The organism is Oleiagrimonas sp. (assembly GCF_027858935.1).
Taxonomy (GTDB): Bacteria; Pseudomonadota; Gammaproteobacteria; order Xanthomonadales; family Rhodanobacteraceae; genus Oleiagrimonas.
Window position 1 is genome coordinate 1 of sequence record NZ_JAQIBU010000118.1, and the last position, 16,214, is coordinate 16,214.

13 protein-coding genes and 2 pseudogenes are annotated in these 16,214 nt (G+C 64.5%); 9 read left to right on the forward strand and 6 right to left on the reverse strand.

The genetic code is table 11. The features are described 5' to 3' along the window. Positions 1–1,064: pseudogene (locus tag PF446_RS04475) on the reverse strand (replication-associated recombination protein A); the annotation flags it as partial. A gap of 90 nt (positions 1,065–1,154) precedes the next feature. Then, on the reverse strand, positions 1,155–1,382 hold the full coding sequence (locus PF446_RS04480) for a CopG family transcriptional regulator (protein ID WP_298070050.1): 228 nt from the start codon (positions 1,380–1,382) through the stop codon (positions 1,155–1,157). A 117-nt stretch (positions 1,383–1,499) separates the two neighbouring features. On the opposite strand from PF446_RS04480, the gene hyfB reads away from it, so the two are divergent. From hyfB to nuoB, 6 genes are read left to right on the forward strand one after another with little or no spacing between them, the layout of a single operon-like run. Continuing rightward, positions 1,500–3,512 carry a hydrogenase 4 subunit B gene (hyfB, locus tag PF446_RS04485; protein ID WP_298070051.1) on the forward strand — a complete coding sequence of 671 codons (2,013 nt, stop codon included), beginning with the start codon at positions 1,500–1,502 and terminating at the stop codon, positions 3,510–3,512. After that, positions 3,509–4,462, forward strand: coding sequence for an NADH-quinone oxidoreductase subunit H (locus PF446_RS04490; protein ID WP_298070052.1), 954 nt, complete (start codon positions 3,509–3,511; stop codon positions 4,460–4,462). The genes hyfB and PF446_RS04490 overlap by 4 nt, the downstream gene beginning before the upstream one ends. Before the next feature lie 8 nt (positions 4,463–4,470). Next, positions 4,471–5,130, forward strand: a complete 660-nt coding sequence (locus tag PF446_RS04495; RefSeq protein ID WP_298070053.1) for a formate hydrogenlyase — start codon at positions 4,471–4,473, stop codon at positions 5,128–5,130. Between the two features lies 1 nt (position 5,131). Then, positions 5,132–6,583, forward strand: coding sequence for a hydrogenase 4 subunit F (locus PF446_RS04500; protein WP_298070054.1), 1,452 nt, complete (start codon positions 5,132–5,134; stop codon positions 6,581–6,583). A gap of 5 nt (positions 6,584–6,588) precedes the next feature. Continuing rightward, the gene (locus PF446_RS04505) at positions 6,589–8,133 is read left to right on the forward strand and encodes an NADH-quinone oxidoreductase subunit C (protein ID WP_298070055.1); all 1,545 of its coding nucleotides are present in this window, start codon (positions 6,589–6,591) and stop codon (positions 8,131–8,133) included. Between the two features lie 6 nt (positions 8,134–8,139). After that, entirely contained in the window at positions 8,140–8,661 is a 522-nt protein-coding gene (gene nuoB / locus PF446_RS04510) for an NADH-quinone oxidoreductase subunit NuoB (RefSeq protein ID WP_298070056.1), read from the forward strand. Between the two features lie 27 nt (positions 8,662–8,688). Here nuoB and lolA read toward each other — a convergent pair whose 3' ends face one another. From lolA to PF446_RS04525, 3 genes are all read right to left on the reverse strand, one after another. Then, positions 8,689–9,348, reverse strand: a complete 660-nt coding sequence (lolA, locus tag PF446_RS04515; RefSeq protein ID WP_298070057.1) for an outer membrane lipoprotein chaperone LolA — start codon at positions 9,346–9,348, stop codon at positions 8,689–8,691. A 90-nt stretch (positions 9,349–9,438) separates the two neighbouring features. Beyond that, positions 9,439–11,745, reverse strand: coding sequence for a DNA translocase FtsK (locus PF446_RS04520; RefSeq protein ID WP_298070062.1), 2,307 nt, complete (start codon positions 11,743–11,745; stop codon positions 9,439–9,441). A 76-nt stretch (positions 11,746–11,821) separates the two neighbouring features. After that, complete coding sequence (locus tag PF446_RS04525) at positions 11,822–12,886, reverse strand: alanine dehydrogenase (RefSeq protein WP_298070058.1); 1,065 nt, start codon at positions 12,884–12,886, stop codon at positions 11,822–11,824. A gap of 239 nt (positions 12,887–13,125) precedes the next feature. Between PF446_RS04525 and trxB the strand changes: the two genes are divergently transcribed. The 3 genes from trxB to aat all read left to right on the forward strand — a co-directional run bounded on the left by trxB (position 13,126) and on the right by aat (position 16,071). Then, complete coding sequence (gene trxB / locus PF446_RS04530) at positions 13,126–14,088, forward strand: thioredoxin-disulfide reductase (RefSeq protein WP_298070059.1); 963 nt, start codon at positions 13,126–13,128, stop codon at positions 14,086–14,088. Between the two features lie 115 nt (positions 14,089–14,203). Continuing rightward, positions 14,204–15,340, forward strand: coding sequence for a GNAT family N-acetyltransferase (locus PF446_RS04535; protein ID WP_298070060.1), 1,137 nt, complete (start codon positions 14,204–14,206; stop codon positions 15,338–15,340). Beyond that, entirely contained in the window at positions 15,337–16,071 is a 735-nt protein-coding gene (gene aat / locus PF446_RS04540; protein ID WP_298070061.1) for a leucyl/phenylalanyl-tRNA--protein transferase, read from the forward strand. The genes PF446_RS04535 and aat overlap by 4 nt, the downstream gene beginning before the upstream one ends. 17 nt (positions 16,072–16,088) lie before the next feature. On the opposite strand, the pseudogene ispG reads toward aat, so the two are convergent. Continuing rightward, positions 16,089–16,214 (reverse strand): annotated as a pseudogene (ispG, locus tag PF446_RS04545) (4-hydroxy-3-methylbut-2-en-1-yl diphosphate synthase); the annotation flags it as partial.

The window sequence follows — 16,214 nt, forward strand, 5'->3', positions numbered from 1 at the left end:
TTGAAGGCACTGTAGGCCGCATTGCTCTTGGGCGCGATGGCAAGGTAGATGGCAAGCTGGGCCAGGCCCAACTCGCCCTCCGGACTGCCCAGGCGTTCATAGGTATCCCAGGCGTTGAGTGCCATCTGCCAGGCGCGCGGATCGGCCAGGCCGATGTCCTCCACCGCCATGCGGGTCATGCGCCGCGCCAGGTAGGCGCGGTCGCAACCTCCGTCCAGCATGCGTGTGAGCCAATATACGGCTGCGTCGGGATCGGAGCTGCGCACGGACTTGTGCAGGGCCGAGATCTGGTCGTAGAACTGTTCGCCGCCCTTGTCGAAACGGCGCGTGCGGTCGGCCAGCACCTGTTCCAGCGTGGTTTCGTCGATACGGCCATCGCGGGCCAGTTCGGCAGCGATCTCCAGCAGGGTCAGGCCGCGGCGCACATCGCCGTCGGCGGCCTGCGCGATCAGCGCCAGCGAATCCGCGTCGACCTCGAGCCCCTGCCCGCCCAGGCCACGGTCTGCATCGGCCAGCGCGCGCTTGAGTGCCGCGACGATGGACTCGCGAGCCACCGCGTCCATCACGTGCACGCGGCAGCGCGACAGCAGCGCCGAGTTGAGCTCGAACGAGGGGTTCTCCGTGGTCGCGCCGATGAACAGGATCACGCCCTTCTCTATGTGCGGCAGGAAGGCATCCTGCTGCGCCTTGTTGAAGCGGTGCACCTCGTCGACAAACAGCACTGTGCGCACGCCCTGGGCGAAGTTGCCCTCGGCTTCGGCCAACGCCTAGCGCACCTCAGGCAGGCCCGAGAGCACGGCGGAGATGGCACGGAACTCGGCGTCGGCGTATTTCGCCACCAGCAGCGCCAGGGTGGTCTTGCCGCAGCCGGGCGGCCCCCACAGCACCATCGAGTGCACGCGGCCGGCCTCCAACGCGCGGCGCAGGGCGCTGTCGGGCCCGGCAAGGCGTGGCTGGCCGACGATCTCGTCCAGGCTGCGCGGGCGCATGCGCTCGGCCAGCGGCTTCAGGGCCTCCGGCTCGGTGAACAGGCCCGGCGTGGTGGGGGCGTTACGCTGCGTCATGCCGGCATGATAGAGATTTGCCGGCTCGGCTGCATGAGCCGATGACCAAGGTGACTTCGGCGAGGACGATCACGAGACTGGGGCGAGCGTCTATCGACCCCGGCGCCTTCCGCGTCTGTTCGCAGCCGCTTGTGCACCATCTCCGCAGTCCTCGGGATCCCAAGGACTGCCTGTGCGGTGCTCAATGTAATCGCGGATCAGCCGCCGCACGACCTGGGAGGGCGTGGCGTCCTCTTCGGCGCACAGGCGTTCGAAGACCGCCTTCTTGCGTGGATCGATCAGGACCGTCAGACGGGCCGTGCGTTGTTCGATTGCCATTCGGGGAATGCTCGGCTTACACTAGATTCGCGCATCATGATAATCCAATTATCATTTCATGCTCATACTTGTTGGCGCCTGCTCCTGCCCTGACACCGGTTCTCTCGGGACGTCGAAGTGACCTATCTGCCCTTTGCGTACCCGCTGCCGGCGCTGATCACCCTGATCGCCGCATGGCTAGTGCTGGGTATGCTCGGACTGCTGCAACCGCAGCGCGTCGGATGGGTGGCACGCATGCTGTTTCCACTCGGTGCCCTGGTGGCGTTGGGCGTGGCGGCGGTGGCGGTTTCGGCGCTGCGCGCCGGCTTCACGCCGCAGGTGCTGGTACTGCCGCTCGGCCTGCCCGACCTCCCGTTCCATCTGCGCCTGGATGCATTGTCGGGTTTTTTCCTGATGCTGCTGGGCATCGCCGGTGCCGGTATCTCCATCTTTGCCGCCGGCTACTTCCGCCGGGGTGAAGGCACCTCGCCGGGCCTGCTCGGCCTGCAGTACCACGTATTCCTGGCCAGTATGGCGCTGGTGGTGCTGGCCGACGACGCCTACTTGTTCATGCTGGCGTGGGAAACCATGGCGCTGAGTTCCTATTTCCTGGTGACCTCGCAGCACCGCATTGCGGAGATCCGTCGCGCCGGCTTCATCTACCTGCTGATGGCGCACATCGGCGCGCTGTCGATCCTGCTGTGCTTCGGCGCACTGCACGGCGGTAACTGGACGATGACTTTCGACGCCATGCGCGGGGCATCGCTGTCACCGGCCTGGGCCGATGTGGCGTTCTGCCTGGCACTGTTCGGTTTCGGCGCCAAGGCCGGTTTGTTCCCCGTCCACATCTGGCTGCCCGAGGCGCATCCGGCCGCGCCTTCGCCGGTGTCGGCGATGATGAGCGGCCTGATGCTGAAGACGGCGATCTACGGCCTTCTGCGCGTGAGTATGGACCTGATGCACACGGGACCGTGGTGGTGGGGACTCGTGACGATGCTGATCGGTCTTTTCACCGCACTGTTCGGGGTGGTGTTCGCGGCTGTGCAGACGGACATGAAACGGCTGCTGGCCTATTCGTCCATCGAGAATATCGGCCTGATCATCGCCGCCGTGGGACTGGCATTGCTGGCGCGCTCGTTCGACATGAACCTGCTGGCCGCCCTGGCGCTGGCGGCGGCATTGATCCACGCCTTCAACCACGCTCTGTTCAAGAGTCTGCTGTTCCTGGCGACCGGCTCGGTGCTGCATGCCACCGGCGAGCGCAACCTGGGCAAGCTCGGCGGCCTGATCCGCTATATGCCATGGGTGGCGATGCTGGCGCTGGTCGGCACCCTGGCCATCGCCGGTCTGCCGCCACTGAACGGATTCGTGTCCGAATGGCTGTTGTTGCAGGCTTTCCTGTCGACGCCGGCGATCCCGCACAGTTTCATCAACATGATCGTGCCGCTGGGTGCCGCCGCCGTGGCGCTGACGGCGGCGCTGGCTGGCTACGTGATGGTGAAGTTCTACGGCGTGATCTTCCTCGGTCAGCCGCGCGAAGCGCAGCTGGAGCGTGCCCACGACGCCGGCGTTCTCGAACGCATCGGCCTGGCATGGCTTGCACTGGGATGCATCCTGATCGGCGTGTTTCCGCAAGTGGCTCTGGACGCCGCGGCCAGCGTCACACGTGCATTGACGGGCGCTGCCGTGCAACGTGGCGGCACGATTTGGTGGATCGCACCGGTATCGCCGGCACAGGCTTCCTACAGCGGTCTGTGGCTGCTGGCAGGCCTGCTCGGCGTGGTTGCCGTAGTCTTCGTCATCGTGCGCCTTTTCTATCACGGTCGCGTGCGACGCGTTCCACCTTGGGACTGCGGCTACCGCTGGCTGACGCCGCGCATGCAGGACACGGCCGAGGGCTTCGGCCAGCCGATCCGGCGCATCTTCGGGCCGTTCTTCCGCATCGAGCGCGAAGTACCCGCACCCGACGATGCCCAACCGCACTACGCCATCCGCATCGAGGACCGGACCTGGCGTGCGATCTACGCCCCCATCACCGCGACCGTGCGCCGTCTCGCCGACGCCGTGGCCGTACTCCAGCGCGGCCGCCTGGCGGTGTACCTGCTGTACAGCTTCCTGACCCTGATCGTGCTGCTGATGTTCGTCATATGAACATGATCGCACTGCTGCGCCAACTGGCCGAAGCCCTGCTTGCCGTCGCCCTGGCACCGTTGCTGGCCGGTTGGGTGGCGCAGTGCCGGGCCTGGTTGCAGAACCGTTCGGCGCCTTCACTGCTGCAGCCCTATCGCAAGCTGCGCAAGCTGTTCCACAAGGACGCGGTGCTTGCCGAGCATGCCTCACCGCTGTTCCGCATCACGCCTTACGTGGTGTTCGGCACGATGGTGCTGGCGGCGGCGATCATTCCTTCGGTAACCACCGACATGCCGTTTGCACGCGTGGCCGACGCCATCGCCCTGGTCGGCCTGTTCGCCACCGCGCGCGTGTTCATGGCGTTGGCGGCCATGGACATCGGCACCGCCTTCGGCACGCTCGGCGCACGCCGCGAGATGATGGTCGGCTTTCTCGCCGAGCCGGCGCTGCTGATGGTGCTGTTCAACGCCTTCCTGATGTACGGCAGCACCGCGCTGCCAACCGTGGTCCACGGCGCACTGGCTGCGCACGGACTGATCCTGCGACCGAGCCTGGCCTTCGCCGGCGTGGCCTTCGTGATGGTGCTGCTGGCCGAGAACGGACGCATCCCCATCGACAACCCGACCACGCATCTTGAGCTGACCATGATCCACGAGGCGATGCTGCTGGAGTATTCAGCGCTTCACCTTGCACTGATGGAATGGGCCGCGTGGCTGAAGCTGTTCAATTACGCCTGCATCGGGTTTGCATTGTTCGCCCCCTGGGGCATCGCCCTGCATGCCGACACGACCTCGCCGTTGCTGCTGGCCCTAGCCCTGCTGCTGCTCAAGCTGGCCGTGGCCGGTGGTGCCCTGGCTGTGATCGAAACCGTATCGGCCAAGCTGCGCGTGTTCCGCGCCCCCGAATTCCTCAGTACGGCCTTCCTGCTCGCCGTGCTCGGTATCCTCGTGCATCTTCAGCTGAGGTCCTGACCATGCACATGCCTTCGCTCGCCACCCAGTTTCTGCATGTGCTCGCCGCCGGCCTGCTGATGATCTCGTTCGCGATGCTGGCCCAGCGCCGCATTCGCCGGCTGATCGTGCTGCTGGCCTGGCAGGGCGCCATGCTCTCGGCCTCGACGCTGCTGGTGGCGATCACCGCCCATCAGTCGCACCTGTACTATTCGGCGGCGCTGACCCTGGCGCTGAAAGTGATCGTTCTGCCCTGGATCCTGATGCGGCTGATGAAGCGGCTGGGCATCGCCGGCGACATCGAACCGCTGGTCAACATTTCCACCCTGCTGCTGGTCGGCCTGGCGCTGGTGATCTTCGCCTTCGGCCTGGCGCAACCGATCAGCGCGCTGGCGACGACGGTGACCCGGCAGGCCCTTGGCATCGCGCTGGCGGTGATCCTGCTGGCATTCCTGATGATCATCGCCCGGCGCAAGGCGGTGACCCAGGTGATCGGCATCCTGGCGCTGGAGAACGGCCTGTTCTTCGCCGCCACCAGCGCCACCTACGGCATGCCAATGGTGGTCGAACTGGGCATCGCGCTGGACCTGCTGGTCGGCGTGTTCGTGTTCGGCATCTTCTTCTTCCACATCCGCGAGCAGTTCGACAGCCTCGATCTGCATCACTTCGAAGCGCTCAAGGAGGATTGACGTGGAACTGCTGCTGGTCCTCGTCACGCCCCTGCTCGGCGCCCTGCTGCTGGCCTTCGCCGGCGCGCATCGGCGCGCGCCGGAAATCAACGTCACCACCAGCCTGGCCACGCTGGGCTTTGCCGTGTTGCTGGTGCTGCGCGTGATCCGGCATGGGCCGATGACGGTCGCAAATGAGCAATTCTTCGTCGATCCGTTCAATGTGTTCCTGATCGCGCTGACCGCCTTCGTGGGTTTCACCACCGCGCTGTTCTCGCGCCCGTACATGCGCATCGAGGAGGACCGCGGTCGCCTCACCCCGGCGCGCCTGCGCCTGTACCACAGCATGTACCAGATGTTCATGGCTTCGATGCTGGTAGCGCTGTCGACCAACAACATGGGCCTGCTGTGGGTGGCGATGGAGGCGGCAACGCTGTCGACCGTGCTGCTGGTGTCGCTGTATCGCACCCGCGAGAGCATCGAGGCGGCCTGGAAGTACTTCATCCTGTGCGGCGTCGGCATCGCCCTGGCGCTGTTCGGCACCATCCTGCTGTACGTGGCCGCCGAAGGCGTGCTCGGCCACGAGGGCATGCACGCCCTGCTGTGGACCCACCTCAATGCGGTCAAAGGACACATGGAGCCGACCGTGGTCGGCCTGGCCTTCGTGTTCCTGCTGGTCGGCTATGGCACCAAGGTCGGCTTGGCACCGCTGCACAACTGGCTGCCCGACGCCCACGCCGAAGGCCCGACCCCGGTCTCGGCGGTGCTCTCGGGCCTGCTGCTCAACGTCGCCATGTACGCGGTGGTGCGCTGCAAGGTGCTGGCCGACGGCGCCATGCATTCGCTGCTGCCGGGGCGCATGCTGATGGCCCTGGGCCTGCTGAGCATGTTGCTGGCGGGTTTCTTCCTGTGGCGCCAACGCGACATCAAGCGCCTGTTCGGCTACTCGTCGATCGAGCATATGGGCATCATCTCCTTCGCCTTCGGCATGGGTGGCCCGCTGGCCAACTTCGCCGCGCTGCTGCACATGACGGTGCACTCGCTGACCAAATCGGCGATCTTCTTCACCGCCGGTCACGCGGCGCAGGTGGCTGATACCCAGCGCATCGACGGCATCCGCGGACTGCTCGTGGTCAGCCCGACGGTGGGCTGGGGCCTTATGCTGGGCACGCTGGCCATACTGGGCACGCCGCCGTTCGGCGTATTCACCAGCGAATACCTGGTGTTGACCACGGCCATGCGCGACCACCCCAGGGCCATCCCGGTGCTGCTGATTGCCCTGGTCGTGGCCTTCGCCGGCATCTTCCGCCACGTGCAGCCGATGGTGTTCGGAGAGACCGACGCGAAGCCGCTGCCGCACTCGCCCGCGCTGCTGCCGGTATTCGCACATCTGGCCCTGGTGTTGATGCTGGGAGTGTACATACCGCCGGCGCTGGCGCATTTGTACCGCCTGGCTGCCCACCTGATCGGGTGAACGCGATGAGCATGGACACCCTTGAACACGTTGCCTTTCGACTGCCGTCGAACGTGACCGTTTCACGCGTCGCTCTCGATGCCGAGGGCTGGCGCCGGGCGGCTGACAGCATGCAGCAGGCCGGCGCGGGCCTGCTGACACTGTGGGGCAGCGACGATCGCGATCGCGATGGCCATTTTCGCATCCATGCCGCCTATCTGGCGCGCCAGCGGCTGTGGGTGATCGACCATGCCATGCCGACCGGGACGACCGTCTATCCCTCGCTGGCGACGCTGTTCCCGGTTGCCGATCGTCTGCAGCGCGCCGTCCGCGACCTGCTCGGCATGCATGCCGACGGCGGTGACGGACGCCCCTGGCTGCGCCATGGCGGCTGGCCAGAATCGGTGTTCCCGTTGCGTCGCGACGTCGATCCAGCGCAAGCCCATGCGATCGAGTCCAGCGCCTACCCCTTCGTACGCGTCAGTGGCGATGGTGTGCACGAGATACCCGTCGGTCCAGTCCACGCCGGTACCATCGAACCCGGGCATTTCCGATTCTCCCTGGTCGGCGAAAAAGTGCTGCGTCTGGAACCGCGTCTGGGCTATACGCACAAGGGCGTTGCCAAACGCTTCGAATCGATGCGCCTTCACGACGGCCATCGGCTGGCCGCGCGTGTGTGCGGCGACTCCACCGTCGCCTTCGGGTGGGCCTACTGCTCCGCACTGGAGTCGATGACCGCGACCGTCGTGCCACCTCGCGCCGTGACATTGCGCGCGCTGGCTCTGGAATTGGAGCGTGTGGCCAATCACCTGGGCGACCTGGGCGCGCTGGGCAACGATGCCGGGCTGGCTTTCGGCCTGACACAGTTCTCCGCGCTCAAGGAACGCCTGCTGCGCCGTCATGCCGAAGCTTTCGGCCAGCGCTACCTGTTCGACCTGGTGATCCCGGGTGGCGTATCCGTGGATCCCCAGGCGCTTGCGCTGGACGCTCTAGCGGCCGAACTGGCGAGCATCGAGCGGGACGTGCGTGAACTGCGCACGCTCTATACCGACCATGCCGGCCTTCAGGACCGGCTGCAGGGCACCGGCTGCGTGGGCCAGGCGCAAGCGCGGGCACTGGGCGCGCTGGGCCTGGTCGCGCGCGCCTGCGGCCTTGAGCATGATCTTCGCGCCGACATGCCCTGGCCGCCCTACGACCAGCTCACGCCGATCGTCGCCGCCTGCGCGGACGGTGATGTCGCGGCACGCGTGAAGGTGCGCTTCGCAGAGGCACTGGAGTCGTTGCGACTGTGTCGCCAGTGGCTGGGCGACATGCCCACGGGCGAGGTATGTATCGAGCTTTCCGAAACGGGACCCGGACAGCTGGGCATCGGCTTGATCGAAGGCTGGCGCGGACCCGTCATGGTGGCGCTGGAAAGTGGCATCAACGGCGGCATCCGTCGCTGCCACGTACACGATCCATCCTGGCAGAACTGGCTGCTTCTGGAGTGGGCGGTGCTGAACAACATCGTGGCCGACTTCCCGCTGATCAACAAATCCTTCAACCTTTCCTACAGCGGACACGACGGGTAGGCAGCGATGTTCGACATACTTTTACGTATCCAGCGCACCGGCAGTCTGAGCAAAACCAGGCCGCATGCCATGAAGTCGGCCACGCCCGACACACTGCAGGCGAAGTTGCACAAGACCTACGGCCGGGCGTTATGCATCCGTCATGTCGACGCCGGTTCGTGCAACGGTTGCGAACTGGAAATCCAGGCGCTGGGCAATCCCTACTACAACCTGGAAGGTACCGGCATCCACTTCGTCGCCAGCCCGCGCCATGCCGATCTGCTGCTGGTCACCGGGCCGGTGTCGGTGAACATGGAGGAGGCGCTGAGACGCACCTACGATGCCATGCCCACGCCGAAATGGGTGATCGCCGTCGGCGATTGCGCGGCCTGCGGCGGCATCTTCGGCAGCAGTTATGCCAGCCGCGGCGCCGTGGACAACATCATCCCCGTCGATGTCGTGGTCAATGGCTGTCCGCCGTCACCCACGGCGCTGCTGCAAGCCATCGTCGAAGTCACCGCGAGCGCGCCGCGCAGCGAGCGCGCCTGAACGTCCCCAACCGCTGCAACAGCACCGCTATGGCTGCAGCGGACGAACCTCCGGAATGCCCCGGGTATCACCGATCACATCGGCGCCCTTGGGCGGCGTGAAGTTGAACAGCGAGGCCGCAAGCTTCGGGTTGCGTTGCCAGTCGCTGAACCGAATCACCGATTGAGCGCCCAACCGATCGGTGAAGCGCATCTCGGCCAGGCCGTGTGCATCAAATCCCAGCTGCGCGGACTGGATGTTCTGCGCTTTGTTGCGCGGTGTGATTTTCATCCAGGCCAGCCCGTCATGCGTGCCCAGATCGGTGACCGTGAACTCCTTGTCAAGGCGCTTTGGATCCGTGAGCACCGTGAGAGGGCTGTGCGACTCGCTGCGACTCTGTTGCTGCACGGTCACCTGTTCCAGGTCCGGATCGTAGGTCCATACATGGCTGCCGTCTGCAACGATAAGCTGCTTGTAGGGGGTTTGGGTCTGCCAGCGGAACAGTCGCGGGGTCTGCAGCGCAACAGTACCGGAGCTGGTCTGCTTCTTGTGGCCGTTGGCATCGGTCATGGTCTGGGTGAAATGGCCGCGGAGGGCATGCAGATCGTGTGCAAACGCATCCAGGCGTGCACGGGCACTGTCGCCTGCATGCGCCGCCAGCGAGACCAGGATCAGGGACAGCAAGAGCGGTACGAAGCGGTTATTCATGGATGATGGACCTGGGCAAATGAACATGCGGGAGCCGGATCACTCCTGCAGGCATGGTGAATGCATCTCGTTGAAGCACGGCTGAAGCGTTCAGTCACGGGGCGGCGGCGGCGCCAGGACCTCGCGGGTGCCGTTGTGCTGGGGCGAGCTGACCACACCATCAGCCTCCATCTGCTCGATCAACCGCGCAGCACGGTTGTAGCCGATTCTGAGGTGCCTCTGCACGCCCGAAATCGAGGCGCGGCGGGTCTGGGTGACCACGGCCACAGCCTTGTCGTAAAGCACGGCATCGCCACCCGCACCATCATCGGCATCCTGCGGCAGGCCCGATTCGCTGATCACCTTGCCGTCGCCCATCGACTGCACTTCCTCGAGCACGCCCTCGACGTAATCGGGCTCGCCCTGGGATTTCAGCCACTCGACCACGCCATGAACCTCGTGGTCGTCGACAAAGGCGCCATGCACGCGCTCGGGCGTCGCAGTGCCCGGGGGCAGATACAGCATGTCGCCATGCCCCAGCAGGGTCTCCGCCCCGGATTGGTCCAGGATGGTGCGTGAATCGATCTTGCTGGAGACCTGGAATGCGATCCGCGTCGGAATATTGGCCTTGATCAGCCCGGTGATCACGTCCACCGACGGACGCTGCGTGGCCAGGATCAGGTGGATGCCGGCGGCACGGGCCTTCTGTGCCAGGCGCGCGATCAGTTCTTCGACCTTCTTGCCAACGATCATCATCATGTCGGCGAACTCGTCGATGATGACCACGATATGCGGCTGCGCCTCGAGCGGTTCGGCGGTGCGTTCCGGCTGCTGCGGATCGGGCTTGAACAGTGGGTCCAGCAAGGGCTGTCCGGCCGCCTTGGCCTCGCGCAGCTTCTTGTTGAAGCCGGCCAGATTGCGCACGCCTACCGCGGCCATCAGCTTGTAGCGGCGTTCCATTTCGGCCACGCACCAGCGCAATGCATTGGCTGCTTCCTTCATGTCGGTGACCACCGGCGCCAAAAGGTGCGGGATGCCCTCGTACACGGAGAGCTCCAGCATCTTCGGGTCGATCATGATCAGGCGCACGTCCTTGGCCGCCGATTTGTACAGCAAGCTCAAGACCATGGCGTTGACGGCCACCGACTTGCCCGAACCGGTGGTTCCTGCCACAAGCAGATGCGGCATCTTGGACAGGTCCACCACCACCGGCCGGCCACCGATACCCTTGCCCAGCGCCAGCGAAAGCGGACTGCGTGCGGCATCGTACTCTTTCGATCGCAGGATCTCGGACAGGTACACGATCTCGCGTTTCGAGTTGGGGATCTCCAGGCCGATCACGTTCTTGCCCGGAATCACGTCCACCACGCGCACGCTGACCACGGACAGGCCGCGGGCAATGTCCTTGTCCAGATTGGAGACCTGGCTGCCGCGCACCCCGGGGGCCGGCTCCAGCTCGAAACGCGTGATCACCGGACCGGGATAAACGCCAACCACACGCGCCTCGATACGAAAGTCCTTGAGTTTGAGTTCGACCTGGCGGGAAAGCACTTCCAGCGCATCCTCGCTGTAGCCCGGACCCTGTGGTGGCGGATCGTCCAGCAGCGACAGCGGCGGCAGCTCCCCCTTGGCCGAGGAACCCTTGAACAGCGGGATCTGCGACTCACGCGAGGCGCGCTCGCTCTTTTCCATCTTCGGCTCGATCGATTCGATGCGGATCGGTTCGCGCCGGGCCTGCTTGATGGCCTCGACCTTCTTCACGGCGGTACGTTCGGCACGCGCTGCACGGGCTGCGAAAAAATCCGGTGCCCGGCGGATACGCCCGCCAATCCACGCCACCACGACAAGTACGGTGCGGCCCGTCCAGTCCATCAACTTGAACCAGGACAGGCCTGTCGCCAGCGTCACCGCAACCAGAAGCAGCGCCAGCAGGAACAACGGCGTCGCGTTGCCGAAGGCATGCCCAAGCGACCCACTTACCGCGCGTCCCAGCACACCACCGGAACCCGCCGGCGCCACCATGTGCTGATCAAAACTGAGCGTAGCCAGTCCCGGCCCGACGATGAAGAAAAGTACGAAGCCGACCAGCCGAAGGGCCGGCTCGTAGGGCGTCATCGCTGGATCGTCGACATCGCGACGCAGGACCCTGAGACCCAGTGCCAGCAGCAGCAACGGAAATGCGTACGCCACCATGCCGAACAAATAACGCAACAGATCGGCAATCCAGGCCCCGACCATGCCGCCAAAATTGTGCACCGTGCCGACTTGCGCTGCATGCGACCAGCTGGGGTCCTGTTCGCTGTAGCTGAACAGGCAGACCAGCAGGTAGATCGCTACCGGAACCAGCAAAAGAACGCCGGCTTCACGCAAGCGCCGGCGCAGATCCTCGCTCAGACCTGTCTCCGTTGGCTTGGTCACGGTCTTTGCGCCAGTCTTGCGTGCCACGTCTGATAATACCTCAACAAGTCAGGGCAAACGCATGAATATACGAGCTTTATACCATGTCCTTCAACGCAGGGTGGAGAATCTCGCCGCCCTCGACATTGATGCCCACGCGCAGGGGCTCATGCTCGCGCCAGGTCGCGCCGGCCGCAAGTCGCTGCACATATGGCAGGATCGCGGCTGAAATGGCCTGCGAGGAGGTCTGCTGTACCGCACCTGGCATGTTGGTCACGGCGAAATGGGTCACGCCGTGCACGTCATAGGTGGGATCGGCCCAGGTGGTCGGCCTGGAGGTCTCGAAACACCCCCCTTGGTCAATGGAGATATCCACCAGCACGCTGCCCTTCTCCATGGTCTCGACCATCGCCTCGGTCACCACGCGTGGCGCCTTGGCACTGGGAATGAGCACCGCACCCACGACCAGGTCGGCATCGGCGACGTGATCGGACACGGCCTGCTCGTAGGCGTACAGCGCAGTGACATTGTGGCCCAGTGCCATCATCTCGGCCATGCGATCCTGACGCTTGTCGAACACGATCACGTTGGCGCCGGACTGTGCGGCCAGCATGGCGGCGGCGCCTCCGGCGGCCCCGGCGCCCAGCACCACCACCTTGCCGCGCTCGGCCGAGGCCAGCCCGCCCAGCAACTTGCCCTTGCCGCCCTGCGGTCGGTGAAGCAGCGTGGTACCCACCTGCGTGGCGATGCGCCCGGCGATGATCGACATCGGCGTCAGCAGCGGCAGAGAGCCGTTTTCCTCGACCGACTCGAAGGCCACGCCGGTCAGGCCAATCTCCAGCAGGCGTTTGGTCAGCTCCGGTTCGGCGGCCAGGTGCAGGTAGCAGAACAGCAAATGGTGCTTCTCGAGATGCTCAAGATCGCCGGCAATCGGCTCCTTGACCTTGACGATGAGTTCGCCGGCTTCGTAGAGAGCCGCGGCGTCGGCGGCGATCTGCACGCCAACCTGGCTGTAGGCCTCGTCCGCGAAGCCGCTTCTCTCGCCCGCGCCGGATTGGATGAACACCTCGTGGCCGCGCCGGACCAGGTCGCCGGCCGCGGCCGGTACCAGGGCTACGCGCCCTTCAAGTGTCTTGGTTTCGGAAGGAATGCCGATACGCATGGGACGAAAACCTCGTACATACTGCTGCAGGAAAAAAACACGCCGCGCGGGTTTGCGCAGCGCACTGACCGATACACCTTGAATCGACGCCCCGTCTTCCCCATGCTTTCCACTAGCGCAGCGCTTGCCCGCACCCGCGCGATGCAGTTGTAGGCACCGTGTGACTAGGGCGGAAAACGCTCCGGAAGGAGCCGGCGAACGCGAACCGAACAAGCCGCATCAAACCTCAAGGATTATACATGAGCACTCCCAAGCACAGCCGTCTGCTGATCCTCGGCTCCGGCCCGGCCGGCTACACCGCGGCAGTCTACGCCGCCCGAGCCAACCTCAAGCCCACCATGATCACGGGCCTGGAACAGGGCGGCCAGCTGATGACCACCACCGACGTCGACAACTGGCCCGGCGACAACAACGGCGTGCAGGGTCCTGATCTGATGAAACGCATGGCCGAACATGCCGAGCGTTTCGAGACCGAAATGGTGTTTGACCATATCCACACCGCCGATCTCAAGCATCGCCCTTTCCGCCTCAAGGGCGACAGCGGCGAGTACACCTGTGACGCACTGATCATCACTACAGGCGCAACCGCAAAGTATCTCGGCCTGCCCTCCGAGGAACACTTCAAGGGCAAGGGCGTGTCGGCCTGCGCCACCTGCGACGGATTCTTTTTCCGCGAGCAGGACGTAGCGGTGATCGGCGGTGGCAATACGGCCGTGGAAGAAGCCTTGTACCTGGCCAATATCTGTCGCAAGGTCTACCTGGTACACCGCCGCGATTCGCTGCGAGCCGAGAAGATCATGCAGGACAAATTGTTTGAAAAGGTCGCCGCCGGCAAGGTCGAGATGGTCTGGAATCACACGCTCGACGAAGTACTGGGCGACGATTCGGGCGTATCTGGAGTGCGCGTCAAAAACGTCAACGACGACAGCACCCGCGACCTTGAGGTCACCGGTATGTTCGTGGCCATCGGCCACACCCCCAACACCGGTATCTTCGACGGGCAGCTGGACATGAAGGGCGGCTATATCACCATCCAGAGCGGCCTGGACGGCATGGCCACCATGTGTTCCGTACCGGGCGTGTTCGCCGCCGGCGATGTCGCCGACCAGGTCTATCGCCAGGCCGTCACATCGGCCGGCTTCGGCTGCATGGCCGCGCTGGATGCCGAACGCTGGCTCGACCTGGAGAACCTGAACGGCTGAGTGCGGCCCCGGATCGCGATCTGCACACTCGCAAACCGCCTGCATGACCGCCAGTTGCAGATCATGCCCGGTAGGCATTTCCGGAGAAGCGGGTCTGTGCACGTACAATGAAACCATGCACGAAGCCCGCTTCCACGAATCCATGAACGACATTGATGCCCGTGCGTGGGATGCCCTCGCCGGTGATTCGAATCCGTTCCTTTCGCATGCCTTTCTCGCCGGGCTCGAGCGGCACGATTGCATACGTGCCGAATGGGGCTGGAAGGCCTATCCGCTGACCCTGCACGACGGCGAGCGCATGGTCGCCGCGGCGCCCGTGTATGTAAAAGGCAACTCGCACGGTGAATATGTCTTCGACTGGGGCTGGGCCCACGCTTTCGAGAGCGCGGGCGGCGCCTACTACCCCAAATTCCTGGTCGGCGTGCCCTATTCCCCGATCCCGGGACCACGTCTGCTGACCGGCGGTGCACCTGAAGCGCCCAAGCTGCGTCGGGATCTTCTCAAGGCCCTGACGAACGAAACACATCGTCTTGGCCTGTCGTCAGTACACGTCAATTTTCTGCTTGAAGAAGAACTGGATGGCTTCGACGACACCTGGTTGGCAAGGCAGGACATCCAGTATCACTGGCACAACCGGGACTACTACACCAGCTTCGAGGATTTTCTTTCGGCGCTGAAACACAAGAAGCGCAAGAATATCCGTCAGGAGCGTCGACAGGTCGCAGATTCCGGCATCAACTGCAGCATGCAGCCTGCAGCACACTTGTCCACGGACGACTTGCATCAGGTGCATGCGCTTTACCAGAACACATTCGACGAGAAGGGCAACCACGCCGCGTTGACCGCGCCATTCTTTGCTCACCTTGCCGAAACCTTCGGCGAGCGCATGCTGGTCGCCCTTGCCCGTCGTGACAACGTGATCCTTGCCATGGCGCTGTTTCTCGCCGGGCCCGATACCCTGTACGGACGCTACTGGGGCACAAGCCAGGACATTCCCGGATTGCACTTCGAACTGTGCTACTACCAGGGCATCGAATACGCCATTGCCCACGGACTGGAGCGCTTCGAGCCGGGCGCGCAGGGCCGCCACAAGATGGCACGCGGCTTCCTTCCGGCACGCACCCATTCGCGACATTACCTGGATCATCCAGGCCTGCGGTCGGCAGTCGCCGTCGCACTCGCCCATGAGGCCGAGGACATCGAGGCGTACCATCAGGAATTGCTGACACACTCGCCCTACACCGTCCGATGAATGCACTGCCGATCGAGGTGATCGCTGCCGGCGCGCCGCCGAATTTTCCGCCGACCGAACGCGCGCTTGCAGTCCCCAACGGATTGCTCGCCCTGGGGGGCGACCTTGCTCCTGAACGCCTGCTGGCCGCCTATGCGCACGGCATCTTCCCCTGGTATGGCGAGAACGAACCCATCCTGTGGTGGTCACCCGACCCACGTTGCGTGTTCGACACCGATGCGATCCACGTCAGTCGCAGCCTGCGGCGCCAACTTCGCCACTCGAGGTGGACACTGAGCATCAATCAGGCCTTTGACGCCGTGATCGAAGCCTGCGCTGCGCCGCGCGAGGACGCGGGAGGAACCTGGATCGTACCGTCGATGATGGCGGCTTACCGCAATCTGCATCGGCTGGGGCATGCGCACAGCATGGAGGTCTGGGATGGTGAACATCTGGTGGGCGGCCTCTACGGTGTCGCCGTCGGTCGCCTGTTCTGCGGCGAATCGATGTTCAGTCGTGAAAACGGCGGCTCCAAGATCGCCCTGCTTGGTCTTTGCAGGCACCTGCAACGGCATGGCTATCCGTTGCTGGATGCCCAGGTGACCAATCCCCATCTGTTGCGCATGGGCGCACGCGAAGTCCCGCGCGCGCGTTTCATGGTCCGGGTGAATGCCTTGGTGGAACGGACCCCGGACGGCGACCCATGGACCTGCGGCGTGGGTACCGAAACCGCTGCCGGGCTGCTCGAATAGCCCGCGATCCGCAGGAGTCAGTCGCCGCGTGAAGCGAAATGCGTGGCGATGTAGTCCTCGACCAGGCCAATAAACTCCGTTGCGATACCTTCCCCTCGCAGGGTCACGGTCTTCTTGCCGTCGACAAATACCGGGGCCGATGG

Excerpts from the sequence above, each read along its gene's own strand:
- PF446_RS04480 (WP_298070050.1), bottom strand. The coding sequence starts at position 1,382 with ATGGCAATCGAACAACGCACGGCCCGTCTGACGGTCCTGATCGATCCA.
- PF446_RS04490 (WP_298070052.1), top strand. The coding sequence starts at position 3,509 with ATGAACATGATCGCACTGCTGCGCCAACTGGCCGAAGCCCTGCTTGCC.
- PF446_RS04495 (WP_298070053.1), top strand. The coding sequence starts at position 4,471 with ATGCCTTCGCTCGCCACCCAGTTTCTGCATGTGCTCGCCGCCGGCCTG.
- PF446_RS04505 (WP_298070055.1), top strand. The coding sequence starts at position 6,589 with ATGAGCATGGACACCCTTGAACACGTTGCCTTTCGACTGCCGTCGAAC.
- nuoB (WP_298070056.1), top strand. The coding sequence starts at position 8,140 with ATGTTCGACATACTTTTACGTATCCAGCGCACCGGCAGTCTGAGCAAA.
- lolA (WP_298070057.1), bottom strand. The coding sequence starts at position 9,348 with ATGAATAACCGCTTCGTACCGCTCTTGCTGTCCCTGATCCTGGTCTCG.
- PF446_RS04525 (WP_298070058.1), bottom strand. The coding sequence starts at position 12,886 with ATGCGTATCGGCATTCCTTCCGAAACCAAGACACTTGAAGGGCGCGTA.
- trxB (WP_298070059.1), top strand. The coding sequence starts at position 13,126 with ATGAGCACTCCCAAGCACAGCCGTCTGCTGATCCTCGGCTCCGGCCCG.
- PF446_RS04535 (WP_298070060.1), top strand. The coding sequence starts at position 14,204 with ATGCACGAAGCCCGCTTCCACGAATCCATGAACGACATTGATGCCCGT.
- aat (WP_298070061.1), top strand. The coding sequence starts at position 15,337 with ATGAATGCACTGCCGATCGAGGTGATCGCTGCCGGCGCGCCGCCGAAT.